Consider the following 25,441-nt stretch of genomic DNA (forward strand, 5'->3'; position numbering starts at 1 on the left):
CCTATGCCAACTTACAACAAACTTGTACGCAATCACGGGTACTATAATTCAATAATAAAAAGCTGCCATAAAAGGCAGCCGAATTCTCACTAAAGCACCCGTTAGTTGAATTTATATACCGCTTTCTTTCCCTTCTATAAATTCAAGAAATTGATCTTGTAGTTCTCCTTCTGTGTCAACAGAATTCAAGAGCAGTTTAGGTTCAATAGAATCATCATCATCATCTAAGGGGATGCTTCCATCAATGATTCCTAACATTGATGAAATAGTATCAACCATTGTTTGCTCTATTATATTCATTAAAACCACTCTTTTTTCCTCAGATATACTGTTGTAGAGATTAAGAGCTTCTTTATAGTATGGGTCAGTTTTTGAATCTACTACTGTCGTTTCATATAAGTCTTTATAGCTTTCAAGATTTTCTTTAACTATTAACTCAGAAAGCGACTTCACAAAAATTTCATTCATAATTGCTGCCTCATCTCCAGGTAGTTTTGCTTAATACGCTAAGTTATATGTCATATTGGCGTGATAATTGTAGTGAATTGATCTGCTCTTTAGTTTTTTGTACCTCTGAACTGAACGGGTTACAACGTCATCTCATTCATTATATTTTTTATTCTTATTCAACTATTCTGCCCCTTTAGTTCAATAAGGAAAAAGGCTTTACTCCTTCTGGAAGTAAAGCACCACGTTAGTTGAATAAGAAACTTATTTTTTATCCTCAAATTCCCAAAATCATTTTAATACGCTCATTTTCTTCTTTCTTATCCAAATACTCAAAGAAACCCAGTTGATTCCCCCAAGGGTCAGTGAAAGAACCCCATTTTACAGTGACTTCTTCACGTGAAAATATCTCAAAGTTCTCAATTCCTAACTCTTTTACAAGTCTATCTCTTTCTGCAACTATATTAGTAACCCCTAAACGTAAAGGTCCACTACCCTCAGAAGGCATTCCTTCAGCAACTTGCAACCAACAACCAGTTAGAATCTCCCATTCGACGAATCCATCGTGTGGTATAAAATCAGGCTTTTTGTTTAGTAAAGTTTCATACCACCTCTGTCCTTCTTGAATATCAGTAACACGGACTTGATTAGTTATTTCAAAAATCATTTATTTCCCTCCTAAGTTTGTATATATCTATAAATTCTATAAGTCGAAATAATACTCCTTCTTCTAAAACTAACCTGCACCATTAGTTCAATAAAGAAAAAGAGCCACATATGCAGCTCAATGATCTTCAAGTAAAGCACCGGGTTAGTACAATAAGAACAAGCAATACTCCAGTTGAGGTAAAGCAGCACTTTTGTTGGACAATTTCTCTTATAGTATTACTCCACTTTTTCTAAAGTAAGCGTAACTATCTGAACTGGCTGTGATTCCATTACACTACCGTTGTATCCAACTTTTACCTTATCACCAACTTGAAAAGTTTCATCTGGACTCACTGACAAATCTACCGATATTAGTCCTGAAAATCCTTCAGATTCAATGACAAGAACTTTTGCATAATAATCCTTTATCTCCTCAATCGTTCCTATAAAAGTTGCTCTTACCTCACTCTTATCATCCTTTATCTCCTCAATCGTTCCTATAGAAGTTGTTCTTACCCCACTCTTATTGTCCTTAACTTCCTCTGAAGTACAAGCAAATAATAAACTGCTTAATAAAATTGTGATTAACAAACTTAATTTCATTATCAATTTACCTCAATCCTTAAATGGTTTTTCATAATAACACCTTCCTTATTATTACATTAGACGAAATCATATATAGAAAAGTTACGTTTTCTTGTTCAGCTAACCTGCCCCGTTAGTTCAATATGAAAAAGAGCTTTTTCCTTTCTTATTCAGTTTAACAAGTTCAACAATCTGGCCCGTTTGTGGGATCCTCTAATTCAGAATAGCGCCCAATTGCAGTAGATCAGCTTTTTATTCCTGTAAAGATATCTAACCAGTTTTCCGTACAAAGCACTTTTTTTCTTCCAGCATCTAACTTCACTTTCTTGCCAATAGCTAGCGGATGCATTGGATGGGTATGGCACGTATCAAATTCAGCTAAAATCGGTATGTTTAATCCATCTAATTGCTCTATCAATAAGTCTAATGGCTGTTTGCCCGTACCTAAATCATCATATTGTTCATGTTTTCCCAAGATAATACCAGCAACTTTATCAAAAATGCCTTGTACTTTTAACATGGCAAAGTTTTTTTCAACAACTGAGGCGTTTTTCATGCAATCTTCAATTAATAGAATATCTCCTTGCTCGATTGTAGGGAAATAAGGTGAACCAATAAATCCACACATAGCATTCACATTACCACCTATTAGTCTTCCTTCTGCAATGCCACTATGGCCAGTAATCCATTCATTTTTGTAAAGTTTTTTCTCTGTCGTTTTTTCTAGCCAATTTACTAGCTCATCTGACCAAAATGGAGGAATTGGTACTTCATAAGGTAGCTCGTTCCCTTGCATGAAATATTGTTCAAAATAACGATATGTAGCATTTACTAAAGGCTCAAATTCACCAAATGAAGGAACTAAAGCAGGACCATAATATGTTGTAATACCTGTTTTTGCATAAAGAGCGAGTAAGATAGCTGTTGCGTCCGAATATCCAACAACTAACTTTGGATTCCGCTTAAATGCTTCATAATCGATATATGGCAACATGCTATTGGAGTTCGTTCCACCAATAGTGGACATTATCATCTTTACGTTCGGGTTTCTTAGTAGCTCATTTAACTCCTCTGCACGCTCCTTGGGTGATCCTGAACGATATCCATCCGACCGTCCTGTCAATTTTCCTTCCATAAGAACAAAACCTTTTGCTTCTAAAAAAGATTTAGCCCGTTTAAAGCGCTGTTTTGCAGTAACTGTGGCAGGTGAAGATGGTGTAAATATACCAATTACATCTCCCTTTTTTAATGATTCCATGATAACTTTTTCACCTCGATTTTTTTCAAGAAATTGGTTAGCAACATGGCTCTATTCAAAAAGAGCGCACTCTTACTCAATTTGTGCGCCCGTTTGTTTATTTAGCTTTTCTATTCTGTTTGTAAAATCCATTTTAAAAACATATCTTTTTCTACCACGTTTAATATACAAGAGGCATTAACTTCGGACTCTAATTTCCTATGTTCATCTGGAAACTCTTTTTGGACTTCGATCCGCATAAAAGGTAACTTCTCTTGGGATTTCATAGATCGTATATTAGAAGTTTTGGCTCCAGCGAATACATAATCCAAATTTAATTCTGTAAATGCTTTATATAAGATTTCCCTTTTTGCTAATAAATTATAGCCTTGCCCCCAATATTGATTCCCTATCCAAGTACCGATATGACTAGTTTTATTGATGTTATCAATGTCTTTTAGTGTTATTACCCCGATTAAATTTTCGGTTTCATTAAGGATGGCTCTTGAATATTGCTTTCCTAGTCTTTCTTGTTCCCGAATAAACTCGATAAAACCAATAGTTCCTTCAAGAGAAGTTTGGTCATTGGTAAGTCCCAACGCAGCCTTTACTTGAGGTGATGACGAAAGTGCTGACATTGATTTTGCATAAATTTTATTATGTGGAACTAATGAAACTTTGGACAATCCAATCCCCCCAGAGATTAATAATATTTGAATCCCAATCCAACAAAATGGCCCGATTGTTAAAAAAGGTGCAATCCCTGTGCAACAATCGCGCCCGATTGCGGCATAAATAATTTTACTTTAAATAGATTCCAATCAAATATAAGATTAAGATGTGTCCTGGATAAAAAATATAAAAAAAGTGTTTTAAACCGGCTCCCCTTTTTCCGTTATAAAGCAGGATAAACGGTAATGCAGCAATCATAATCCATTGATATCTTGCAAATTGAACTAAATAAATATAAGGGGCATCTGGTCTCTGACCCCATTTAACGTAAGCTATATAACAAAACAAGGAAAACAAGCAATAGACGATAACAATGCAGCTTATTTTTTTTCTGGTTAGATAAAGAAATAAGCCAAGAAGTACAAATAGTGGACCACCTTCTACGAAGAGAATGCTACCGAATGCAGATCCAAAAAACTGATAATTGATTGTAGTCTCACTAGTCAAGTCTAAACTTAATACTTCTACAAATAACACACTCAGAAACAAAGCTAATACTTGCCAAATGATAAGATAAAATACATATTTGCTTTGCTTTTTTTCTAACAGATAAATTATCATCACAATTAAAAAAAGTGGTGCAAAAAAATTGTTTGTTATATACATTTGGGTTTCGTTAAAACTAATGTTGAAAATAAGATTTAATACTGCCATTCCAAAACTAAAAAGGTACAAACGAATGATGTAATTTTTTCTGTTTGAAGTATGTTGATAGCCTATAACTAAAGCATAAATAAAAATGGGAATTGCTATTCTGCCTATCCAATGAAACCAATCAGTCGTATTAGGAATAAATTGACCAATATGATCAATGAGCATTGTTATTAATGCAATAATTTTAAGTTTTGTATTTGTCATTTATTCTCTCCTACTATATTCCGTAAATTGGCCCGTTTGTTTTATATAGTTGCCTCTAAGTCATCCCATCACCTTAAGGCGATTTATTCAATAATCGCTCCCATTTGTACAAAATTTTCTTTTTCACTTGTTACTGTTTTCTTTATCTAGCAAAGTGATTAACTTATCTAATTTCTTTTCTATTCTCTTATTGCTTTGAATTTTTTTCTGTTGATTGCTCAGTAGAAAACTAAACATCAACGCAAGAAAACAAACGAATGAGATACCTAACAACACTTGCATATTTATCTAACTCCTTTTAGCCACTACCGAAAGAGAGATAGTTTTACAAAGCTATTTCCTGGCAAAGTAACCGATCTTCTAGACTGTATCTATCCAACAATACTAGCCCGATTGCAGCACAACGTTGTAAGACAAAAGCGCCCGATAATTTAATACAGTAAATTAAATTTCGCCACAACGATTACAACTACTAATAAAATAAAAATCTCCGTTAAAGTTAAAATAAACTGCTTTGGATACTTAGAATATTTCCATTCAAAAAATGCCCTAATCATCATCCGTATGAATGTGAATATAAGAACCGTAATAATAAACAAGTTATAGGATTCGGGAAAATACACGAGATCTACCACTAAAACTAAAAATAAAATAACCAATGAATAGTCTCTAAATGGTTTATCCACTTCCCGATGTAACTGCTTCACGTAATTGCGAGAAGAATCATCCTCACTTACTTTCGGTATGTTAAACATTCTTCGCATAAGGGACTTTGCTATATATATTAAAGCAAAAGTAACAATGAAAATTAAAGCAAGCCTTAGAAAAAACCAAATCATAGCACTATCCCTCCTTGCAATCTGGCCCTATTACTGAATAGGCGCTAATCCTTATTAAAGAATTGCGCCCGTTTACGGAGATATTTCTATCTTTTATTATAGATCGTTATTTTTTTCGTGAAAAGATAATTCATCAGCAAATACCTCAAGTTCATAGTTTTTCATAGAATGAGAATCTAAGAGGTCTTTAAAGTATGATTCTACTAGTTCTTTGTACTGAGCTTCTTTAATTCTAACCGTCATCTTTTTTTCTTCTTGGCTTAATCCCATACCATACACAGTGAATTTATCTTGAGCGTCATTAAAAACTTGATTCTCGCTAGAAAATAATGTTTTATCAATACCATTTCCAGTCTTACTCATTTCAAGTGGATCTTGTACAAAAAATAGTACTATTCCAGCCAGAATTATAGATAATCCGAAAATTATTTTCTTCATAATACCACCCCTAAATTCATTATGTTTTTTAAATAGATAGTTCATTAACTTGGCCGATTGTTTTATATAGTTGCCTCTAAGGCAGCCACATCGCCTGAAGAAAATCTATTCAATAATCGCGCCCGTTAGCTTAAGTGAGCATATTCACAAACTGTTAATATTCAGAGGTTTGTTTTTATAATTTTTTTCACTGTCGTTACTCAAATTTCTCCAAGTTCTTGCAATTCTTCATACCCTTCTATAAAATAATCTCGGTCTTTTAAGCAAACAACTTTCTTTTCTGGACCTTCAGGCAACTCAACTTCACTAAGGAGTTCACCACATGTAAAACAATTACCCAATACTTCTTCAAGTGGGATTACATTCTTATCAGTATATTTTAAGTATTTTTCAATGTCGGCTTCACTAAAGATTTTCATGTAATTCTCCTTTCTTTTTCAAAAATTAATTTAGTAAATCAACACAATCTGGCCGGTTTGTGTGATATGGACGCAATCGCTTATTAAAGAATCGCGCCCGTTTGTTGAAGATGTGCAACTTTTTTATTTTGCTTCAATGGTCTTCTTGGCCATTATAAAAGAAACTACTGCAAAACCAATTAGAAAGAAAGCGACAATTCCGTAAGCTGCACCTTCAAATCCCCTAATCTTTACAAAACCAATGTAAAACAGAACAATTGCCGTTATAGCTGTTAAGATTCCTGGTATTGTTCGGACAAAAAAAGAAAGGTGCATTTTCTTAAACCACCAAGTAATCAATAATATAATACTTCCCAATATAACAGCTGTTAAAAAAGGTACTAAAATCATCATACTACTCAACCCCTTCTGTTTTTTAGTTCATCATATAATTACTCTACCTACCAATAGACTCCACGGCTACTTATTTCACAAAAGTAGCAATAGGTAAGCCTTTGAAGTCATCTCCAGCTTTTCCCCTGCTCCGCACCGAACGTGCTAGTTTCCCAGCATTCGGCGCTCCATCTATCGATGTATACTAGATTATAAGTTCTTCGTTCCTTTTTGACGTGAGATTATACTACCGTTTCAAGCCCACATTCCATTCGGTATTGGTTTAGTTTTCTTATCATTGGAGCCGTTAATCCGAATTTCATTATCTCTGCCGAGATAATTTCTGTGTTTTTACGATGTACAAGGCGATGTATGTCTTTGTGAAGAATACGGAGATTATTGAATTTGTCCGTTCCTCCAAGATGTGTTGGAATATAATGATGGCAGTGAACTTCTTGGAAGGTTAAACTCCAACCTGTGATTTCGCATTTACCCATTTTCATACTGAAACGGCTAATGCGGTTATCCACATATTCAACCGTTCTATTGGGAAGCTTTGCCTTCATTAATCCGCTGATTTCTAAACTGACATTCGGCTTTAATTTATCGTAAATTCTCTTTCTGCCTTCCTCCGTATAAAGAGAAAGCTTGCGGCTAAAGTTCATGGCATTTACAGTTCTGACATCTCCAATCGGAAATAAGTGTACTCCTGCGATTTTGAACGTTTTCACTTTCGTGCTATAGAACTTTTTATATGCCGAGCTAGGGTTGATTGGATGTCCATATTTCCCTACAGGACGAAGGCGGTTATACAGAAAGGCTTTTAATTCATAGGAGAGACGTGAGAACTCCAGGTTGACATGAGTTGCTCGGTTAAAGTAATTGTGAATACCTAAAACAAAACTATTTGAAACGTAATGCATTTTGAGTGGTAGGCGGTTTCTTTATCCTTTGGATATGAAATTTAGCCTGTTCTTTTAATTTCTCTTGTTTCTTCTTTTTAATGCCCGTATGGGCAACTCTTTTGTTTCTCTTTGCATTCGCTTTGATTGTAAAGCCTAAGAATTCAGATTCTCGCTTTCGCAAATTTACGATTTGCGATTTTTCCGGTGATATGTCTAGTTTTAAACGTTCTTTGAGATACATTCCAACTGCATGATACCACTTCTGAGCCGTTATCCCATCTCGACAAAGGATTTTAAAATCGTCCGCATAGCGGACAAGGTATCCCTCTTTGAGGTTTGTACGTTTCTTTGCGTATCTTTCCCCAACTTTTGATTTGTAGTTTTTCGAGAGAGGGAAGAACTCCCATTGACCCGCGACCCACTGGTCTAGGTCGTTTAGTACAATGTTTGATAATAGAGTTGATAAGATACCACCTTGAGGAACTCCTTTAGATGGTACTCCTTCTTTATCAATTTCGGCATTCAACATTTTGGATACGCAAGCCAATACTCTTCTATCATGGATTCCTAGATTCCATAATTGTTTGATGAGAAGCGTATGATTTACGTTATCGAAAAAGCCTTTAACATCAATGTCAACCACGTAATGTAGCTGCGCTTGATTAATTAAGAATTGTACCCTTGCCATAGCATGATGAGTAGACCTTAACGGTCTAAAGCCATAGCTGTGACTGTAAAAATGAGCTTCTGCAATAGGCTCAAGAACTTGTTTAAAACACTGTTGGATAACCCGGTCGAGAATACATGGAATACCAAGTGGTCTTAGTCCACCACTTTCCTTTTCAATCCATTTTCTTCTAACTTTCTTGGGTCGATAGTTTTCCAGTTTTGTTTGGATGGTTTCCACTAATTCATTTTCCGAAAGCCCTTTGATGTCATCGATGGTTTTACCATCCGTGCCCGGTGTTTTGGAACCTTTGTTTGTTTTGATTGTACGAAACGCCAATAAAATGTTCTCTCTTGAGATAATAATGTCATAGAGATGGCTGAACGTATTGTGATTATTGGCTTTTTCGTATAAATCCGTGAAGGTTTCCGTCATATTGTAGTAATCCCAATATCTCAAAGTTGACACTGTGGCATCCCTCCTAATGAGTGATGTTCCCACATTCCTACCCGATCGGTGTCATTCACGTGAAGAAAATAATCGTTTTACCTCGTTAGACTTGGGGCTGTTCCTCCGTTCCCATTACAGGAATTTCACAGGTCATACCCCTACCTTCACAAGAGTGAATGCATTTCAGTTAATCCCTTATAGCAAACGTTTTGGATGACAGTCCTCGTTTCAACGTCTCTTGCTTCCCAAGTCCCTTACAACGTAGCTATCCATTCTAGACGTAGGTGCTTCCTTTAAGCCTGCGAGTTGGATACCGCCATTGTCCGGTATAGCGAATTTCAGAGGGCCAAGTTTTACTTTTCACCACTCGCCCCATCGTTGGATGGGACATAGCTTTACACTATGTTCAAACTTTAGACCCTTAATTTCGGAAGTTTGTCAGTTCCTTTAGGAAGGAACATTCTAACCGTATCTAGTTTTTCAGCCATCCGGCATATCAGTTGGCATACCTTTTCCATAGGAATGGCTTTAGCTTTCCTTCTGCCGACTCTACCTGTGCTTCGAACCCCATGAACTGTCCTTCATGACGCACGCAGGAATCTTAATGGGATAGTTTCAGAAAACATGGCTTCCTCATTCCTATCCTCCGTTGTAAAGTTGAAATTTACTTTATAAATTTCCTGTGTTTTCATGCCGAAGGCATTTATCACAGAACTTGTCGCGCTGGCCCGTTTGCTGAATAAGACGTCTTCTTATATCTCTATTTTAGCACAAAATCTTTTACTCCCTTTGATATCTTCAGTTAATTCTAAAATATTTTCTATCAATAATTGCCTAAACATTGATATAGCAACAAAAATGGGACACCAATTCAATGTTTTCTCCCAGTGCACCGAACCCATAAATTTCATTGGAGGCCATCTTCACATTTTTTCACCCTGTATAGCTGACCTTTCCCGTTTCAACTAATTCTTTCAGTCCCATAAACATTAGGTTCCAGCCATGTTCAGATCCATCGTGGTACTCTTTAATCGCCTTTTCGATATCGTCGCTTGTCCAATTTTCTTCATGCGGAACAATGATAGCTTGTGAAAATGTCATTTCGCAACCCTCTGGAATTTCTTTTAACTCGACCCTAATCGTGTCTACTGTATCGCTAAACTGTGGCATTTCAAACGTAAATACCAATTTTTTCGACGGACTAATTTCAACATACTCCCCAATCGCACGGTAATCCTTACCATCGCGACGGTCAACGATTTCCCATGTTCCGCCTACCTCAGGATTGTTAGTTGCCACTTTGTTTGTTCCTTCCAATGTGAATAACCACTTTCTTATCATTTCGGGATTCAACCATGCATCAAAGACCTTTTCAGATGCTACATCAAAATTCCTTACCATTGTTAATATCGTTGTTGAATAATTGCTCATAAAATCTCTCCTTGTAGTTAAATCAATTCATTCCGTCAAAAAGATTTCCTTATCATTCTTCCCATGTAAAATATAGTAAAGCGGTATCACTAGTATTATGAGAGCCACCATCGATAAGTATAACCCTCCATAACCAATTAAGGGAACCATGATTCCAAGTATGAAAGGACCTAATCCAAGGCCAAGCTCAAGGAAAATAAAATACGTTGAGTTTGCTAATCCCATTCTATGCGGCGGTGTAACTTTTATAGCGATCGCCTGTGTACTTGATTGAAAATTACCGTACCCTAACCCAATAATCGCAGCTGCCACTAAAAAGATGATGCTCGATTGGGCTTGACTTAACACTAACATTCCAATCGCAAATAAAACAAGACCAGGGTAAACAACGCTATTTCCGCCTTTTAAATCCATCAATCTACCCGTAAATGGTCGTGAAATTAAAATAATAATCGCATAAACAAAGAAATAAAACCCGCCAGCTTGAACTAAATTTATTTCCTTGGCATAGGCCGCAATAAACGAAAGAATTCCGGAATAAGCAAAAGCTCCAGCTAACATCACAATGGAAATCGGCAATGCTTTCGGTTCAAAGTAATTGGACAACTTAAATCCTTTGTTATCCGAACTTGTTTTATACTTAATTTTCGGTGCTTTTATAGGAAGTGCAATGAGGAAACTAACAATTCCCATAGCCAATGTAAATACAAAAATACTGGAATAACCGATAGAGTTGATCAATGCGATTCCGATTAACGGTCCCACTGCTGTTGACAATACTGCACTCAAGCTAAAATAACCGATTCCTTCACCGCTTCTGGTAGACGGAATTACATGCGCTGCAATTGTTCCGGTTGCCGTTGTCGCAAATCCAATCCCTATTCCATGAAAAAAACGAATCGCAATTAAACCGTAAACGTTTGTGGGAAGGAAATAAAACAATGTGACAATGATAAATAAAAGGGTCCCGCCCAATAATATTTTCCGGCTTCCCATTCTCTCCATTTGTTTACCCGCGAAAAATCGACCTGTTAACGCACCTAATATAAATATACTTGCTACAAGGCCCGCGGTGCTTGAAGATGCATTATATTCTTCTGTCGCATATGTTGCCATTGTCACTAACAATAAATACATCGACAACATCAGAAAAAAGTTCACGACTGATATTGATATAAATTCCTTTGTCCATAATTTTTCTTTATTCATGCAACCCATCCTCGTTAATGTTAATTCTTGCTGATATTTTCCTTAAAACATCCGCGACCAGTAATTGATCGGCTTCCGGTATCTCTTCCAATAGATAGCTTTGATACGCGCTTAACCTTTCTTGAACTTGCTCACACACTGCTTGTCCGTTTTCAGATAATCGAATAAACCTTGTACGTTTGTCTTCTCCAGGCTGCGCTTCAACATAATCTAGCTCAGTTAATCTTTGAACCATTTTTGTGATTGTTGGTCTCTCGACATTGTGATATATGGAAACATCACTAATTGTATGTGCGCCTTCGAGTAAGATAAAATGCAGTATCGCCCACTGAGAACTAGTAAGATTGAACGGCGCTAGCTGTGCATTTAATTGGTTAAAATACGGTCGATATAAAGCCGAATACGCATAAAAAAGTTGCTTATGTGGTTTCATAGACTCGCCCGCCTTCATTTAGTTAGTTTGTGAAACTAATTAATAGCATACCTTTATTTTCATTCGAAAACAAAAAAAGAACCCGAAGGTCCTTATTCGATAATTTCTCTTTCTTGTTTAACAATTGTATAAACAATCCCGCCGAAAATGAGAAGGATTCCTATAGCTTGTAGATTAGTAGGCTTAAAATCCAAGATAATCGTATCGAGAAGAATGGCTACGACTGGATCCACAAACACCAAAGCGGATATGACAACTGTCGATAATTTACGCAGGCTATTGAAAAATAAATAATAAACAAAACCGGTATGTATCAAGCCCGTGCCAATTATGTAAAACCAATTCGAATCACTCAACCCGATGAAAACACTGAAGTTCATAAACGGGAATAACATGAGAATCCCGATTGAAGACTGCACAAACGTCATCGCGTATGCACTAAGTCGCGTAATTCCTTTTCCAAGCAACATCGTCATCGCAAAACATATCGCCGAAAGGATTGCCCAACCGAAACCCGAACTTACGAAGTCGGTTAAGGAATTGAAGTTATGGATGCCGATTATTAATACGCTTCCCAAGAAACAAGTGACTATCGCTAATATTGATGTAACTGTCATCTTCTCTTTTAGAAACAAACCGCCTATAATGATTACAAAAATTGGCGCTAAATTATAGAGAGTAATCGTAATTGTAATCGACATCACTTCAAATGCTTTGAATAAAAACACCCAATTCAAAACTAAAAAGATGCCGCACAAAATCGTTTGGACGACTTCTCGCTTTTGCCAAACTTCCACCTTATGAAGACCGGAGATTAACCAGAAAGCGCCTAAAAAGAACGTGGCGCAAATGCAGCGAACAAACACTAATTCCACTGCTGGTATTCCTGTTTGTATTGTGAAAAAACCGATCGAACCGAAAATCGCCATCGCTAACGCCATTTGCAACATTGGAACTCTATTCACACACATCACTTCCCCCGCTATTCATTCTAATTTTTTTCGGGAAATTAATAAAAACACCAACATCTACAACAATAATTAATTGTATAGATGTTGATGCTTTAAAGCGTTTATTAATGAAACACGATTGTTTTGTTGTTTTTAACAATAATTCGATTTTCAAGATGCCATTTTACAGCTTTCACAAGAACGCGTCGCTCGATTTGACGCCCTATCTTTTTCAAATCAATCACATGATCACGATGATCTACACGCTCTACGTCCTGCTCAATAATCGGTCCTTCATCGAGATCATTTGTTACATAATGAGAAGTAGCGCCAATCAGTTTTACACCACGGTCATATGCACGTTCATATGGTCCTGCTCCGATAAATGCTGGAAGGAAAGAATGGTGAATATTAATGATTCGATTCTCAAAATGTTCAACAAAATTAGGTGTCAAGATTTGCATATAGCGCGCAAGTATTAGTAAATCAACGTTATATTCTTCCATCAAGCGAATTTGTTCGGCTTCGACTTCTTCCCGAATTTCTTTGTTTGCCGGAATATAATGAAAAGGAATTCCTAACGCCTCCACCATATCTCTTGCTACTTCATGATTACTAATAACAACGACAATATCTGTATCCAAATCGCCATTTTGCCATTCCCACAAAAGTTCTACCAAACAATGCGGTTCTTTTGAAACAAATATCGCTGAACGTTGTCGTTCATTCGCATAGGTAAATTGGAACTCCATTGAATGGCTGCCCGCAATCTCCTCAAAATCCTTCTCAATCTGTGCCGCTTTCTCCAATAGATTCTCGCAATGAAACTCGATACGAATGAAAAAAGTTCCATTCTCTGGATCGCTAGAATACTGGCTGGATTCAACAATATTAGCATCATGATTATATAAAAATGTCGACAATACCGATACGATACCGGGCTTGTCCGGACATTTCACTAATAGCCGTCCCTGATTCTCTAGTTTATTGTTTTGATTCTTTGATTTCATATTCACTTCTGTACTGATAGACATTGCAAAAACCCTCTATTCATAAAGATATTAACTTCCTATTATGCAACATCTTGGGCAACTTCTCAACGATTTACCCTATTCAAGAAGATGATAAATAATTAATTAAATTGCGTCACATCTTTTTTAAATTTTCAACTAAAGTAAACAAATCATTCGATATGATTGAATACATATACAAATCATCGAATTTACCACAAGTGAATTCATAATGCCTCAGTAGTCCTTCTCTGATAAAACCTTGCTTTTCTACTAATTTTTGCGAACGGAGATTAGCAGGTTCGATTAATGCTTCAATTCTTTCTAATTGATAGTGATGAAATCCATATTTAACGATGGCTTCCAAAGCTTCACTAGCTAGCCCCTGTCCCCAGTATTCTCGGCATAATTCATAGCCAATTTCAGCCCGATGATGCTTGTGAATCATATTCAGAAAACCACAACTTCCGATAACTTTACGGGAATTCTTAAGTGAAATTCCCCATCTAATCCCTGTACCTTCAACATAGATAGTTTTGTACCAATTAATTTCATCCCACACATCTTTCTCTGTTTGGAATGGTTCTAGCCCCATTGATGCCACAACTTCTTTATCAGACAGATACTTTAACATATCACTAGCATCTTCTTTTGTTATTTCTCGTAAGATTAGCCTGTTTGTTTCAATAATAGGAAATTCTTTTTGCATTTGAATCTCCTCCTTCTTTAGCTTTTTAATTAATTCAAGCTTTAAATTCAATTGCTGATTGAATTAATGCTTTAATTTTTTCGGGTTGAATCTCTTCTACTTTTTTGATTCTTACATGTCGCATTTGTTTGCCTGTTCCTTCTAGTAGATTGTCTTCATCTATAAGGCTTGCCCCAAAATAGAATCCTAAATTCACGTGATTTTTGGATGGTTGTAGATAACAAATATTTTTTTGTATGCCGTAAGATGGCATTCCCCATTTAATTTCCTCTGTGAAATTTCCGGATGTTTCAAAGAGAAGGTTACGCAGGCAAGTTGTTATTTCTTGAATATTTTCTGGTAATTTTTCAATGAATTGATCAACTTTTTCGTTTATATTAGGTTTCATTTTTTCAATTCACTCCTTATATTTTTTCAGTTACCCCACAATCTTTAGAAGATCTTTTAGCTCTTGAATTTCATATGTCGGCTCAATTCCTAACTTAGTTTCTTTACCATGCGGATTAAACCAGCAAGTGTCAATCCCGTAATTCATTCCCCCACGAATATCAGAGGTCAACGAATCACCCACAATCAATACTTTTTCTTTATCTTTAATTTGCAGCTTAGAAAACGCATGATCGAAGATTTCCTTTTCAGGCTTTTGAAAACCAACCTCTTCAGAAATAATAATATGCTCAAATAGATTACATAGAGGAGAACCTTCAATTCTTGATTTCTGTACGTCTGTGAATCCATTTGTAATAATCGCCATCCGGTAACCCGAAAGATTTTCACATAATTCCACAGCTCCTTGTACGAGATGTGTTTTATTACCCAAGTGTTTAAGATAAGCAGAGCTAAATGCTTCTGCATTAATTTCAAGTTCATGCGAAAGGAATAATCTCTTAAATCTCTCTATCCCCAAATCAGTTATCGTGATTAGTCCATTTTCCAAATCTCCCCATAAAACTTTGCTGATTTCTTGGTAAGCGACTTCATAATCAAACAATCCTGTTGGCAATCCAAACTCTGTAAAAGTTTTGTGCAGAGCTTGTTTTTCCGACTTACCGAAATCGAACAAAGTGTCATCAACATCAAATAATATAATTTCGTATTTCATAATTACCTCCAGTATCGTAAATTTGTATAAAAAATCAATCTAGGAACAATAATAAATGAAAGGTGGTGTTAGCATTGAGAAAAAACATTATTGTTCCCGCTATCCTCATTTTAGCATTAATGACTTCAATACCATCTCATGCCAAACAAGATTATTATCAACCAGCTGAAAAGTCTGAAGAAGAACTAATGATGGATTTATTTTTTTCATTAATGTCACCGACTATTGATAAGGTTGTTTGGGATTATTACGCTAATTTTCTTAATGAACGCCCTACAGTTTATCCTTATCAGATAAACATTATAAATATGGAGAGACTTGGTGAATATCGTTCATTTGAATTATTAATTACCCTTGAGGTTACTCCTGTAGTCGGCCCGCATATTGAAGTTGGTAAAGACCAATTAACATTTTATATTACTCCAAGTACAGTAAAACTCAGCAATTTTAAGCATATAGAAACATACGAACTTCCTCCAAATTGGAAACATATCAAGAAGGCAAAATTAGGTGATTCTGGCTTGGAGACTTATTAATTCAGAAAAAACAAACCGATCCAATTCGCAATGAAATGGACCGGTTAGTTTTTTATTTAATTTATCCGCGAAGCTGTGCCCCTGCTTCACTTGTCAATGCTGCTAATACTTTTTCATGCGCTTTGACGACTTCTTCGTCTGTTAATGTGCGTTCTGAATCTTGATATTTCAAGGAGAATGCAACTGATTTCATGCCGCTTTCAACATTATCTCCTTCGTAAAGGTCAAACAACTTAACGCCAGTTAATAATTTGCCTCCAGCGCGTCGGATGACGTCTTCAAGTGTCCCAGCTGATGTATCACTCGAAACAACAAGTGCAATGTCTCGTGAGATCGATGGGTGACGTGGAACAGGTACATAAAGTAATTCTTCCGTCTCGATAGAAAGGATTTTATCAAGATTCATTTCTAAGACATAAGTCTCTTTCAAGTCACGCTTATTTTGTTCCGTCGGATGAATTTGGCCGATGAAACCAATGCGTTTATTGTCGTGATAAATGTTTGCTGTACGTCCAGGGTGCATTCCTTCTAGAACTGCCTGTTCGAAAGTTAATCCATCGATAAGGCCTAGACTATCCATCAGCCCTTCGACAATTCCTTTCAATACGAAGAAATCAACTTTTTTCGTATCCGCTTGCCACGCATGATCAACCCAATTTCCTGTGATGACTGCTGCAACATGTGCCGTTTCTTTCGGAAGACCGTCTTCCTCTTCATCAAGGAATACTGAACTAATTTCATAAAACCCTACAGATTCATTACGACGCGCAACGTTATACGTAGCTACCTCGAGTAAATGAGGAATAATGCTTTGACGAAGCGTGCTTCTTTCTTCACTAATCGGCATTAGCAAGTTCGTAACCGGCGCTGTTTCAAGCGCATAGGTCTGTGCTTCTTTCGCTGACGTTAGTGAATACGTTAATGTTTCATATAATCCAGCGCCTTCTAAAAACGCTTTTACAGTTCTGCGTTTTTGCTGATAAGGCGTAAGGCCGCCTGGATTTGATTCGGTAATAGGAAGAGTCATTGGAATATTATCATACCCATACATTCTAGCAATTTCTTCGATGACATCTTCTTTAATACAGATATCTTGTCTACGCGTCGGCGCATCAATCACTAATCTTCCATTGATCGCCTCGGTTGGAAACTTCAATCTCTCTAAAATCGAAAGCATATCTTCTAATGAAATTTTCATGCCGAGTCGATTGTTAATGTAATCCGGCGAAATCGTAATTTGCACTGGTGTTTTGTCGAGCTCATCAATCATGACGGAACCAGTGAGCACTTCCCCATCCGCAATTTCTGCGATAAGTTGTGCCGCACGTTCAGCCGCTGCAATAACGCGCTCTGGGTCCACGCCTTTTTCAAAACGCGTACTCGCATCGCTGTGCAACCCATGCTCTTTAGAAGTTCTACGTACAGTTGCTGGTGTAAAGTATGCTGATTCAATGACAACCGTCGTCGTTCCTTCGTGTACTTCTGAATTCGCTCCGCCCATCACACCTGCGATAGCGACCGGTTCTGTGCCGTTCGTGATCACAAGTTGATGCGATTTCAATGTGCGTTCAGCTTCATCAAGCGTCGTGATTTTCTCGCCTTCTTCTGCAAGACGCACGACAATTTCACCTGTTTCGAGTCGATCATAATCGAACGCATGGAGCGGCTGACCATACTCAAGCAAAATAAAGTTCGTAATGTCAACAACGTTATTATGCGGACGAATACCAGAAGCCATCAAGCGATTTTGAAGCCATAATGGTGACTCGGCAATTTTAACGTTTTTCACGACTTTTGCTACATACATCGGATTTTCATCTTTCGCATCGATGCGAAGCTTAAGCATGTCTTCTGCCTTTTCAGCCGATTCTTCATAAGCAATTTCTGGCAATTTCACTTCTTGAGATAATATCGCGCCTACTTCATAAGCGACACCTAACATGCTTAATGCATCCGAGCGATTCGGCGTCAAATCAAATTCAAAGACTGTATCGTCTAACTCAAGAATTTTAAGCGCATTTGAACCTACTACCGCGTCTGCCGGTAGAACGTAAATCCCTTCCGCATATTCTTTGGGAACGAGTCTACCTTCAATGCCAAGTTCTTGTAGCGAACAAATCATTCCGTTTGATTCTTCACCGCGAAGTTTCGCTTGTTTAATTTCAAATCCGCCCGGAAGAACTGCTCCAGGTCTTGCGACAATCACTTTTTGTCCTTCTGCAACGTTCGCTGCTCCGCAGACGATTTGTGTCGTTTCCATTCCGACATCAACTTGACAAACGTTTAGTTTATCAGCATCTGGATGTTGAACGCATTCCAGTACATGCCCCACAACAACATTCGTCATGCCTTTTGAACGTTCAATAATCGCATCCACTTCAATTCCTGAACGTGTAATGCTTTCCGCCAACTCAGGAGCGGGAATTCCATCTATATTCACATAATCTTTTAGCCATTCTGTAGAAACTAACATGTATTTTCCTCCTTATGCTTCTGTCCGGTGAAATTGCGATACAAAACGAACGTCATTCGTATAGAAATGACGAATATCTTCCACACCGTATTTCAACATTGCAATTCGCTCAGGTCCCATTCCAAATGCAAAACCTGTAACGACAGATGGATCATAGCCTGCCATTTCCAACACATTCGGATGCACCATGCCGGCACCTAGAATTTCAATCCACCCCGTCTTTTTACAAACGTTGCAGCCATCGCCACCGCATTTGAAACAAGAAATATCCATTTCAACGGATGGTTCTGTAAACGGGAAAAAACTGGGACGCAGACGAATTTCACGATCATCTCCGAACATTTTCTTTGCGAATAAAGAAAGCGTACCTTTTAAATCGCTCATGCGAATATCATCGCCAATGACAAGCCCTTCAATTTGCGTAAACTGGTGAGAGTGTGTCGCATCATCGCTATCCCGACGGTATACTTTCCCCGGACAGATGATTTTGATCGGCGCGCCGCCTTTTGCTTCCATCGTGCGCGCTTGAACAGGTGACGTATGCGTACGAAGAAGAATATCCTCTGAAATATAAAATGAGTCTTGCATATCACGTGCTGGATGGCCTTTCGGCAAATTAAGCGCTTCGAAGTTATAATAATCTTTCTCAACTTCAGGCCCTTCCGCAACTTCGTAACCCATGCTGATGAAGAAATCCTCGATTTCTTCGACCACGCGAGTCAACGGATGGTGATTTCCAGTACGCGCAGGTCTACCTGGCAATGTCACGTCTATAGATTCTTTCGCGAGTTGTTCGTTAATCGCGTCTTCTTCCAGTTTTGCCATACGTTCTTCAAGTACTGCAGTAACGGTTTCACGAATGACGTTAACAAGCGCACCCATTTTTGGACGCTCTTCGGCTGGTAATTTCCCCATACCTTTTAAAGCATCTGTAATCGGTCCTTTTCTTCCTAAATAAGCGACACGGACCTCGTTCAATTCCTTCACATTCGTCGCTTTTTGAATTTTCGCTAATGCTTGATCTTTTAATTCATTCAACTGTTGTTCCATAATAAGTCTCCTTTCGAAATTCACCAAAAGTGTTGGGCGCCCGCTCAGACGCGACAAGCACAAGGCGAGCCTGCGGAGCGGCGCTTTTTGCCGCACCGCAGGATTGACTTGTGACCTCGAGCGTTTGGCGCCCATAAACTAGATGCAAAAAATCCCCGCCCCTATAAAAGGGACGAGGACGTAAATTCGCGGTACCACCCTGATTACCATACGTTAAATAAAACCGTATGATCTCTCAAATCGGTTAACGGTCCGGTGCCGGCACGCCTTTATAGATTTCTCTAGTCCCGGCGGCAGCTCATGGGGTGAACATAAACAAACAAAACCAATTCACGCTTTCAGTCAAGGCGCAAACTTCCTTTTGGCTTTTCCTATTGTTTACTTTTCCCAATCAAAGCTTTTTTTATTTCAATTATCTTTAAGTATACCCGAATGGCTAAGGTTATTCAACAACATACCCTTCTTTAAACGGCTCGGGTGGTTTTGCTTGCACTTATAGGCGGTTTGCTTGCACTTCAACGCGTTTTGGTTGCACTTGTAAGTGTTTTGGTTGCACTCAATTGATTTTGCTTGCAAGTCGGGACCATATGCTCACCCAAACTAATATCCAAGCTTTAAAGATAATAGGATAACCCTAAATAAATTTCCCAGTATAATGAAATTAGTTGATTGGAGTGCAGGCCGCCGCCCGGAACGCCGGAAAGCGTCCGCCCGGAACGCAAATCAACGGTCATTTATTAAATAATCACTTGAATAATGAACTTTTCAAATACTCGGTAGCAGTAGCAACTTATTTTTCAGCATACGTATACAAAAGTATCCCAGTAGCAACAGCAACATTCAACGATTCAGCTTTTCCGTATAAAGGTATTTTCACAACGTTATCAGCCAATGCTAATAAATCAGGACTGACTCCGCTTCCTTCATTCCCAACAATAATTGTAAACTTCGAGTCAATCTCAACATCCGTATAATTCGATGCATTCGTTAACCCGGTTCCAATCACTCGAACTCCTTCAGCTTTCAAATTCTGAACCCACTGAACAAGATCCCCTCTTACGACCGGAATATTGAAATTTGAACCTTGCGCAGCACGCACGGTTTTCGGATTATATGGATCCGCAGTTCCCTGCCCCAGAATGACCGCATCCATTCCCGCAGCATCCGCTGTCCGAATCATCGTTCCCACATTACCGGGATCCTGCACGGAATCGATTAACAATAATTTTGTCCATGATGAATACATTTCTTCATCATATTCCGGTTGACGGCAATATGCGAAAACGCCTTGCGACTGTTCTGTTTCTGCAATTTCTTTTGCAACCGCCTGATTGATTTCAACCATTTGCACGTTTTCAGTATTCCAATTATCCGGAAGTTCAACGCCTTCACGAACAATCAATGAAAGAACCGCATTTTCCGATTTTAAGGCTTCTTCAACAAGATGAAACCCTTCGACTAGAAATTCTTTCGATTTATCTCGTTCTTTCCTTGTTAACACAAGTTTTTTCCAATGTTTCACGAGCGAGTTTTGGATTGATTCAATGCGCTTCATAAATATATATCCACCTTTTTCTTTTCAGTGTATCAAATGACCGTATAATTGGCGATAAATGTGTACAAAATGATAGCGGGAGGCTGATGCTATGGATTTTCAAATAAGGGATGCAATCACAGCAAACATGACAAACAACTCAGCAGAAGATATACGCGGAGTTGTAGAAGATGCCATCAAGCGAGGTGAGGAACACTTATTACCTGGACTTGGAGTCTTTTTTGAAAAACTCTGGAATAGTTCAGGTGAACAAGAAAAATCACAAATGACGAACGAACTCGCGAAAGTATTTGCCGGTTAACCAAAAGCGTAAGCGCCTTGTTCAGCCCCGACAGGCACAAGACGTTTTGTGAGGAGGCGTACTTCAGCCACCAAGGAAGGATGCAGTTCAATCCTTCCCTAGCAAAATGGCTTGTGACCCGAGGGGCTAGGCGCTGAAACTGGACGTGAAATATAAGTATTTCACAATTTTATAACTTTATAGTATATCCAAAAAGTCCATTCCATCAATTGAAAGCAATTGACGAAATGGACTTTTTCTAATTCCGCGTTCTGCGAGCAAAATCTACAAATTGAAATTTATCAGGACGGTGGCGGGATTCGGTATATTGAAATAAAGTTGTGTCATCCAAATAGACCATGCTCTTAATAATGACAATATTAAAGTGTCCCTCTAAATCTAATAATTCACGATCCTCATCAGTCGGTTCTTCAACTGTGATTTCTTTTCGAGCGTAACTGATTTTCAAGTTCAGCTTATTTTCCAAGTATTCATAGATGGAATCTTCACATGCTTCCTTTGTCAAAACAGGGACGATGCTTTTATTAAAAAAATCTTTGTCCAAAATTACTTTATCCCCGGCTATTTCTCGGATGCGCGCAACTTTCCATACCAATTCTTTCGGCTCTAAATCCAATTTAACCTGTAGTTTTTCATCCGCTTCAACAAGCGACAATTCATTTACAATAGTCTTCGTCGGAATTTGCAAATTTGTCGCAAGTTCTTTGAAACTAACGATTCCAGATACGGGAAAGTCGAATTTATTTACATTGAGAATGACTGATCCTTTTCCGCGCACTTTTTGAATATAGCCATTTTGGGCAAGTAAATCGAGCGCTTTTCGAATCGTTTCACGAGATACATCATACTTCACCGTCAAACTATTTTCAGAAGGAAGCATTTCTGCTTCCCCCCAATAGTTACTTTTTGTTTTATCGACCAGGTCATGATAAATCGCTAAATATTTTTTCATTTTGACAACCTCATTATCTTACGTAATACACAACTGATTCATAAGGTCTTAATGTTAATTCATCTAATGTGCGTGCGGAGTCCTTATAGTTTGAATTCAGAATTTCTACATCTTCAGTAGCGTCCAAATTGAAACCGACCGTTACTTCCTCACCATAAAAGTTGTTGACGACAAGAACAGTTTCATTCTCCCAATTTCTTGTATAAGCAAACACGCTTTGATGATCTTCCAAAAGCATTTTAAAGTCGCCGTGAACAATAATCGGATATTGCTTTCTTAGCGCTATCAAATCTTTATAGTGGTTAAATATTGAATCTGGTTCTGATACTGCTTTTTCCGCATTAATTTCGGGATAGTTTTCCGCAACTGAAATCCACGGCTTTTCGGTAGTAAATCCAGCATTTTGCTCCGCCGACCACTGCATTGGCGTTCTCGCGTTATCACGTGATTTTTGTTGCAAAATCTCGATAATTTCTTGATCCGATTTTCCATCGTTTTTCATGATTTGATAAGCATTTAACGATTCAACATCACGATAGTCACTAATGTCTGCGAAATTAGGGTTCGTCATGCCGATTTCTTCACCTTGGTAAATATAAGGCGTTCCATTCATCATGTGGATTGTCGTCGCAAGCATTTTTGCTGATTCGGCGTGATAATTCTCGTCATCGCCTAATCTAGATACAATCCGAGGTTGGTCATGGTTGCACCAGAACAATGCATTCCAACCTTTACCCTCATGCATTCCAACTTGCCAATGCGCAAGAATCTCTTTTAGTTGAATAAAATCGAATGGCGCTTTTGTCCACTTTTCTCCTTCGGGATAATCTACTTTTAAATGATGGAATTGGAACGTCATGTCTAATTCTTTTCGTTCTTCCCCCGTATACAAGATACAACTCTCAAGCGTCGTCGAAGACATTTCGCCTACAGTCATTAGCTGATTCGGTGAAAGAGCTGCCTGATTCAGTTCATGTAAATACTTGTGAATTTTAGGTCCGTCCGTATAGAATCTGCGGCCATCCCCAATATCATCATTCGGGAATTCTTGGTTTTTAGATACTAAATTGATAACATCCAAACGAAAACCATCGATGCCCTTATCCGCCCAGAATTGAATCATTTCATAAAGTTTTTTACGTACTGTTTCATTTTCCCAATTCAAATCGGCTTGCGTTTTGTCAAATAGGTGCAAGTAATATTGATCCGTGTTTTCATCATAACCCCATGCCGATCCTCCGAACTTGGACTGCCAATTATTCGGTTCTTTACCATCAACCGGGTCTTTCCAAATATAGAAATCGCGGTATTCGCTATCCTTGGAACTAGCGGATTTTTTAAACCATTCATGTTCTGTTGATGTGTGATTAATCACAAGGTCCATAATTAATTTCATGCCGCGTTTATGGGTTTCTTCTAGCAATTCCTCAAAGTCTTCCATTGTACCGAATGACTCATCAATCGAATAATAATCGCTGATGTCATACCCATTATCATTTTGTGGGGACTGATAAACCGGTGTTAACCAGAGAACATCCACGCCTAATTCTTTTAGATAATCTAATTTTGTAGTGATTCCTTTAATATCGCCTGTTCCACTTCCCGTTGTATCCATGAAACTTTTAGGATAAATTTGATAAACGACTGAATCTTTCCACCATGTATTACTCATAAAACAAACACCTCAATAATCTAGTTGTATAATTAGTCTTTCTTCCGTTTTGCGATCAAAAATGTGATTACGAATGGAACAATGATAACAATAACCATTCCAATGATGAATGAAACCCAGCCATTCGGAATTATCGAGAATATTCCAGGGACCCCGCCAACACCAATGGAAGTTGCGAGCACTTTCTGGAAAGTGATAAATGCAGCTGCAATGGATGAACCGATGATAGCCGCTATAAACGGATATCTGAACCGTAAGTTAACACCGAACATCGCGGGTTCCGTAATACCGAGCCATGCGGAAATTCCAGATGTCCCGGATAGACCGCGCAATCTATCATCTCTCGTTGCAAGCATCATCGCAAATGCGGCAGATCCTTGTGCAATATTTGATAAAGCCAGTATTGGCCATAAGAATGTTGAACCAGTACTTCCGATTAACTGTAAATCTACTGCCAGGAACGTATGGTGCATACCCGTTATAACCAATGGCGCATAAATTGCTCCATATACCAATCCGCCAATTAATGCATACGAATCAAAGATTGCTACTAAACCGTCGGTAATAAAATTACCAATGACGAATGTGATCGGACCGATAATGATAAATGTTAAAACACCTGTTACTAGTAAAGCGATTGGCGCAACGACCAATAATTGCAATGAATCGATAACGCGTTTTCTAAGCCCGATTTCTAGTTTAGCTAGTATCCAAGATGCAAATAATACAGGTAAGACTTGACCTTGATAACCAATTTTATTAATTTCTAAACCGAAGAGATTCCATGTCGGAATACCATCTCCAGCTAGCGCTTCACCATAAGCCCATGCATTCAGTAAGTCAGGATGAACTAATATCAGCCCTAAAACGACCCCTAATATTTCACTTCCGCCAAATCGTTTAACTGCCGACCAACCGATTAAGGCAGGTAAAAAGACGAAGGCGGTATTCGCGATGATATTAATCATATCAGCTACGCTAGCCCATTGCGTATGCACGTCAATAATGGATTGTGTTTTATAGAAAATTCCTTTATTCGTAAGAATGTTGTTGATTCCCATTAATAATCCAGCTGTAACGATGGCTGGTAAAATTGGTATGAATATATCTGCTAACGTTTTAATAGCACGTTGCAATGGATTTTGTTTTTTAGAGGCGGCTTCTTTCACTTCATCTTTTGAAGATTCCCCTATCCCGCTCTCTTTGTTCATTGCTGCAAAGACTTTATCGACTGTTCCTTGTCCAATGACAACTTGATATTGTCCGTTCGCTGAAAATGTTCCTTTGACAATTTTTAAATCACTCAATGCCTCCGAGTCCACTTTTGACTCATCATTCAAAGCAAATCGTAGCCGAGTGACACAATGTGTAACGGCTGCAATATTATCTTTCCCACCAACAGCTTCGATTATCTGTTTGGCTTCTTTCGAAAATTCCATTCTAATTCCTCCAAATTAATTC

Annotated in this window: 27 protein-coding genes and 1 pseudogene; 2 read left to right on the plus strand and 26 right to left on the minus strand. The window is 38.0% G+C overall.

Annotation, left to right across the window (positions count from 1 at the left end; translation table 11 throughout):
• Positions 1-111 precede the first annotated feature (111 nt).
• The 20 genes and pseudogenes from JSQ81_RS03175 to JSQ81_RS03270 all read right to left on the minus strand — a co-directional run bounded on the left by JSQ81_RS03175 (position 112) and on the right by JSQ81_RS03270 (position 15,441).
• On the minus strand, positions 112-468 hold the full coding sequence (locus JSQ81_RS03175) for a transposase (protein ID WP_212606290.1): 357 nt from the start codon (positions 466-468) through the stop codon (positions 112-114).
• Between the two features lie 256 nt (positions 469-724).
• A complete protein-coding gene (locus tag JSQ81_RS03180) occupies positions 725-1,114 on the minus strand; it encodes a VOC family protein (protein ID WP_212606291.1) in 390 nt (129 codons plus the stop codon).
• Positions 1,115-1,332: 218 nt separating this feature from the next.
• The gene (locus tag JSQ81_RS03185; protein WP_212606292.1) at positions 1,333-1,698 is read right to left on the minus strand and encodes a hypothetical protein; all 366 of its coding nucleotides are present in this window, start codon (positions 1,696-1,698) and stop codon (positions 1,333-1,335) included.
• A 226-nt stretch (positions 1,699-1,924) separates the two neighbouring features.
• Positions 1,925-2,938 carry a S66 family peptidase gene (locus JSQ81_RS03190; RefSeq protein ID WP_212606293.1) on the minus strand — a complete coding sequence of 338 codons (1,014 nt, stop codon included), beginning with the start codon at positions 2,936-2,938 and terminating at the stop codon, positions 1,925-1,927.
• 110 nt (positions 2,939-3,048) lie between these two features.
• Positions 3,049-3,603 (minus strand): GNAT family N-acetyltransferase, encoded by a 555-nt coding sequence (locus JSQ81_RS03195; protein ID WP_212606294.1) that lies wholly within the window; start codon positions 3,601-3,603, stop codon positions 3,049-3,051.
• Positions 3,604-3,718: 115 nt separating this feature from the next.
• Positions 3,719-4,507 carry a TraX family protein gene (locus JSQ81_RS03200; protein ID WP_212606295.1) on the minus strand — a complete coding sequence of 263 codons (789 nt, stop codon included), beginning with the start codon at positions 4,505-4,507 and terminating at the stop codon, positions 3,719-3,721.
• A gap of 123 nt (positions 4,508-4,630) precedes the next feature.
• Positions 4,631-4,789: a DUF4083 family protein gene (locus tag JSQ81_RS20170; RefSeq protein ID WP_212606296.1), complete on the minus strand. Its 159-nt coding sequence runs from the start codon at positions 4,787-4,789 to the stop codon at positions 4,631-4,633.
• A 149-nt stretch (positions 4,790-4,938) separates the two neighbouring features.
• Entirely contained in the window at positions 4,939-5,346 is a 408-nt protein-coding gene (locus tag JSQ81_RS03210) for a DUF4181 domain-containing protein (RefSeq protein WP_212606297.1), read from the minus strand.
• A 96-nt stretch (positions 5,347-5,442) separates the two neighbouring features.
• Positions 5,443-5,784 carry a YolC/YozM family protein gene (locus JSQ81_RS03215; RefSeq protein ID WP_212606298.1) on the minus strand — a complete coding sequence of 114 codons (342 nt, stop codon included), beginning with the start codon at positions 5,782-5,784 and terminating at the stop codon, positions 5,443-5,445.
• Between the two features lie 200 nt (positions 5,785-5,984).
• Positions 5,985-6,203: a hypothetical protein gene (locus tag JSQ81_RS03220; RefSeq protein WP_212606299.1), complete on the minus strand. Its 219-nt coding sequence runs from the start codon at positions 6,201-6,203 to the stop codon at positions 5,985-5,987.
• A gap of 123 nt (positions 6,204-6,326) precedes the next feature.
• Complete coding sequence (locus JSQ81_RS03225; RefSeq protein ID WP_212606300.1) at positions 6,327-6,596, minus strand: YesK family protein; 270 nt, start codon at positions 6,594-6,596, stop codon at positions 6,327-6,329.
• A 221-nt stretch (positions 6,597-6,817) separates the two neighbouring features.
• Positions 6,818-8,615, minus strand: a pseudogene (gene ltrA, locus JSQ81_RS03230) (group II intron reverse transcriptase/maturase).
• Positions 8,616-9,530: 915 nt separating this feature from the next.
• A complete protein-coding gene (locus JSQ81_RS03235; protein WP_212606301.1) occupies positions 9,531-10,028 on the minus strand; it encodes an SRPBCC family protein in 498 nt (165 codons plus the stop codon).
• Positions 10,029-10,055: 27 nt separating this feature from the next.
• Complete coding sequence (locus tag JSQ81_RS03240) at positions 10,056-11,237, minus strand: MFS transporter (protein ID WP_212606302.1); 1,182 nt, start codon at positions 11,235-11,237, stop codon at positions 10,056-10,058.
• Positions 11,230-11,670: a MarR family winged helix-turn-helix transcriptional regulator gene (locus JSQ81_RS03245; RefSeq protein WP_212606303.1), complete on the minus strand. Its 441-nt coding sequence runs from the start codon at positions 11,668-11,670 to the stop codon at positions 11,230-11,232. The genes JSQ81_RS03240 and JSQ81_RS03245 overlap by 8 nt, the downstream gene beginning before the upstream one ends.
• 92 nt (positions 11,671-11,762) lie before the next feature.
• The gene (locus tag JSQ81_RS03250) at positions 11,763-12,620 is read right to left on the minus strand and encodes a DMT family transporter (protein ID WP_249336704.1); all 858 of its coding nucleotides are present in this window, start codon (positions 12,618-12,620) and stop codon (positions 11,763-11,765) included.
• A 125-nt stretch (positions 12,621-12,745) separates the two neighbouring features.
• Positions 12,746-13,654: a formyltetrahydrofolate deformylase gene (purU, locus tag JSQ81_RS03255; protein WP_212606305.1), complete on the minus strand. Its 909-nt coding sequence runs from the start codon at positions 13,652-13,654 to the stop codon at positions 12,746-12,748.
• Positions 13,655-13,766: 112 nt separating this feature from the next.
• Positions 13,767-14,339: a GNAT family N-acetyltransferase gene (locus tag JSQ81_RS03260; protein WP_212606306.1), complete on the minus strand. Its 573-nt coding sequence runs from the start codon at positions 14,337-14,339 to the stop codon at positions 13,767-13,769.
• A 34-nt stretch (positions 14,340-14,373) separates the two neighbouring features.
• Entirely contained in the window at positions 14,374-14,727 is a 354-nt protein-coding gene (locus JSQ81_RS03265; RefSeq protein ID WP_212606307.1) for a DUF1801 domain-containing protein, read from the minus strand.
• Between the two features lie 30 nt (positions 14,728-14,757).
• The gene (locus JSQ81_RS03270) at positions 14,758-15,441 is read right to left on the minus strand and encodes a YjjG family noncanonical pyrimidine nucleotidase (RefSeq protein WP_212606308.1); all 684 of its coding nucleotides are present in this window, start codon (positions 15,439-15,441) and stop codon (positions 14,758-14,760) included.
• Positions 15,442-15,515: 74 nt separating this feature from the next.
• Here JSQ81_RS03270 and JSQ81_RS03275 point away from each other — a divergent pair, with 74 nt between their 5' ends.
• On the plus strand, positions 15,516-15,977 hold the full coding sequence (locus JSQ81_RS03275; protein WP_212606309.1) for a DUF3888 domain-containing protein: 462 nt from the start codon (positions 15,516-15,518) through the stop codon (positions 15,975-15,977).
• Between the two features lie 61 nt (positions 15,978-16,038).
• On the opposite strand, the gene pheT is transcribed toward JSQ81_RS03275, so the two are convergent.
• From pheT to JSQ81_RS03290, 3 genes are all read right to left on the minus strand, one after another.
• Positions 16,039-18,450, minus strand: coding sequence for a phenylalanine--tRNA ligase subunit beta (pheT, locus tag JSQ81_RS03280; RefSeq protein WP_212606310.1), 2,412 nt, complete (start codon positions 18,448-18,450; stop codon positions 16,039-16,041).
• 12 nt (positions 18,451-18,462) lie between these two features.
• Positions 18,463-19,500 (minus strand): phenylalanine--tRNA ligase subunit alpha, encoded by a 1,038-nt coding sequence (gene pheS, locus JSQ81_RS03285; RefSeq protein WP_212606311.1) that lies wholly within the window; start codon positions 19,498-19,500, stop codon positions 18,463-18,465.
• A 790-nt stretch (positions 19,501-20,290) separates the two neighbouring features.
• On the minus strand, positions 20,291-21,055 hold the full coding sequence (locus JSQ81_RS03290; RefSeq protein WP_212606312.1) for a TrmH family RNA methyltransferase: 765 nt from the start codon (positions 21,053-21,055) through the stop codon (positions 20,291-20,293).
• Positions 21,056-21,146: 91 nt separating this feature from the next.
• Between JSQ81_RS03290 and sspI the strand changes: the two genes are divergently transcribed.
• A complete protein-coding gene (sspI, locus tag JSQ81_RS03295) occupies positions 21,147-21,356 on the plus strand; it encodes a small acid-soluble spore protein SspI (RefSeq protein ID WP_212606313.1) in 210 nt (69 codons plus the stop codon).
• 238 nt (positions 21,357-21,594) lie between these two features.
• Here sspI and treR read toward each other — a convergent pair whose 3' ends face one another.
• The 3 genes from treR to treP are packed head-to-tail and all read right to left on the minus strand — an operon-like array spanning position 21,595 to position 25,419.
• Positions 21,595-22,308: a trehalose operon repressor gene (gene treR, locus JSQ81_RS03300; RefSeq protein WP_212606314.1), complete on the minus strand. Its 714-nt coding sequence runs from the start codon at positions 22,306-22,308 to the stop codon at positions 21,595-21,597.
• 13 nt (positions 22,309-22,321) lie between these two features.
• Positions 22,322-23,980, minus strand: coding sequence for an alpha,alpha-phosphotrehalase (treC, locus tag JSQ81_RS03305; protein ID WP_212606315.1), 1,659 nt, complete (start codon positions 23,978-23,980; stop codon positions 22,322-22,324).
• A gap of 32 nt (positions 23,981-24,012) precedes the next feature.
• Positions 24,013-25,419, minus strand: coding sequence for a PTS system trehalose-specific EIIBC component (gene treP / locus JSQ81_RS03310; RefSeq protein ID WP_212606316.1), 1,407 nt, complete (start codon positions 25,417-25,419; stop codon positions 24,013-24,015).
• Positions 25,420-25,441 lie beyond the last annotated feature (22 nt).

The sequence above is a fragment of the Sporosarcina sp. Marseille-Q4063 genome (assembly GCF_018309085.1).
Lineage (GTDB): Bacteria > Bacillota > Bacilli > Bacillales_A > Planococcaceae > Sporosarcina.

Bases quoted from the DNA above. Each gene is read 5' to 3' on its own strand.
- JSQ81_RS03225 (WP_212606300.1), bottom strand. From the start codon at position 6,596: ATGATGATTTTAGTACCTTTTTTAACAGCTGTTATATTGGGAAGTATT.
- pheS (WP_212606311.1), bottom strand. From the start codon at position 19,500: ATGGAACAACAGTTGAATGAATTAAAAGATCAAGCATTAGCGAAAATT.
- JSQ81_RS03235 (WP_212606301.1), bottom strand. From the start codon at position 10,028: ATGAGCAATTATTCAACAACGATATTAACAATGGTAAGGAATTTTGAT.
- JSQ81_RS03265 (WP_212606307.1), bottom strand. From the start codon at position 14,727: ATGAAACCTAATATAAACGAAAAAGTTGATCAATTCATTGAAAAATTA.
- JSQ81_RS03175 (WP_212606290.1), bottom strand. From the start codon at position 468: ATGAATGAAATTTTTGTGAAGTCGCTTTCTGAGTTAATAGTTAAAGAA.
- treR (WP_212606314.1), bottom strand. From the start codon at position 22,308: ATGAAAAAATATTTAGCGATTTATCATGACCTGGTCGATAAAACAAAA.
- JSQ81_RS03290 (WP_212606312.1), bottom strand. From the start codon at position 21,055: ATGAAGCGCATTGAATCAATCCAAAACTCGCTCGTGAAACATTGGAAA.
- JSQ81_RS03220 (WP_212606299.1), bottom strand. From the start codon at position 6,203: ATGAAAATCTTTAGTGAAGCCGACATTGAAAAATACTTAAAATATACT.
- JSQ81_RS03215 (WP_212606298.1), bottom strand. From the start codon at position 5,784: ATGAAGAAAATAATTTTCGGATTATCTATAATTCTGGCTGGAATAGTA.
- JSQ81_RS03200 (WP_212606295.1), bottom strand. From the start codon at position 4,507: ATGACAAATACAAAACTTAAAATTATTGCATTAATAACAATGCTCATT.
- JSQ81_RS03260 (WP_212606306.1), bottom strand. From the start codon at position 14,339: ATGCAAAAAGAATTTCCTATTATTGAAACAAACAGGCTAATCTTACGA.
- JSQ81_RS03185 (WP_212606292.1), bottom strand. From the start codon at position 1,698: ATGAAATTAAGTTTGTTAATCACAATTTTATTAAGCAGTTTATTATTT.
- JSQ81_RS03210 (WP_212606297.1), bottom strand. From the start codon at position 5,346: ATGATTTGGTTTTTTCTAAGGCTTGCTTTAATTTTCATTGTTACTTTT.
- treC (WP_212606315.1), bottom strand. From the start codon at position 23,980: ATGAGTAATACATGGTGGAAAGATTCAGTCGTTTATCAAATTTATCCT.
- JSQ81_RS03190 (WP_212606293.1), bottom strand. From the start codon at position 2,938: ATGGAATCATTAAAAAAGGGAGATGTAATTGGTATATTTACACCATCT.
- pheT (WP_212606310.1), bottom strand. From the start codon at position 18,450: ATGTTAGTTTCTACAGAATGGCTAAAAGATTATGTGAATATAGATGGA.
- JSQ81_RS03245 (WP_212606303.1), bottom strand. From the start codon at position 11,670: ATGAAACCACATAAGCAACTTTTTTATGCGTATTCGGCTTTATATCGA.
- sspI (WP_212606313.1), top strand. From the start codon at position 21,147: ATGGATTTTCAAATAAGGGATGCAATCACAGCAAACATGACAAACAAC.
- purU (WP_212606305.1), bottom strand. From the start codon at position 13,654: ATGTCTATCAGTACAGAAGTGAATATGAAATCAAAGAATCAAAACAAT.
- JSQ81_RS03240 (WP_212606302.1), bottom strand. From the start codon at position 11,237: ATGAATAAAGAAAAATTATGGACAAAGGAATTTATATCAATATCAGTC.
- treP (WP_212606316.1), bottom strand. From the start codon at position 25,419: ATGGAATTTTCGAAAGAAGCCAAACAGATAATCGAAGCTGTTGGTGGG.
- JSQ81_RS03270 (WP_212606308.1), bottom strand. From the start codon at position 15,441: ATGAAATACGAAATTATATTATTTGATGTTGATGACACTTTGTTCGAT.
- JSQ81_RS03250 (WP_249336704.1), bottom strand. From the start codon at position 12,620: ATGTTGCAAATGGCGTTAGCGATGGCGATTTTCGGTTCGATCGGTTTT.
- JSQ81_RS03180 (WP_212606291.1), bottom strand. From the start codon at position 1,114: ATGATTTTTGAAATAACTAATCAAGTCCGTGTTACTGATATTCAAGAA.
- JSQ81_RS20170 (WP_212606296.1), bottom strand. From the start codon at position 4,789: ATGCAAGTGTTGTTAGGTATCTCATTCGTTTGTTTTCTTGCGTTGATG.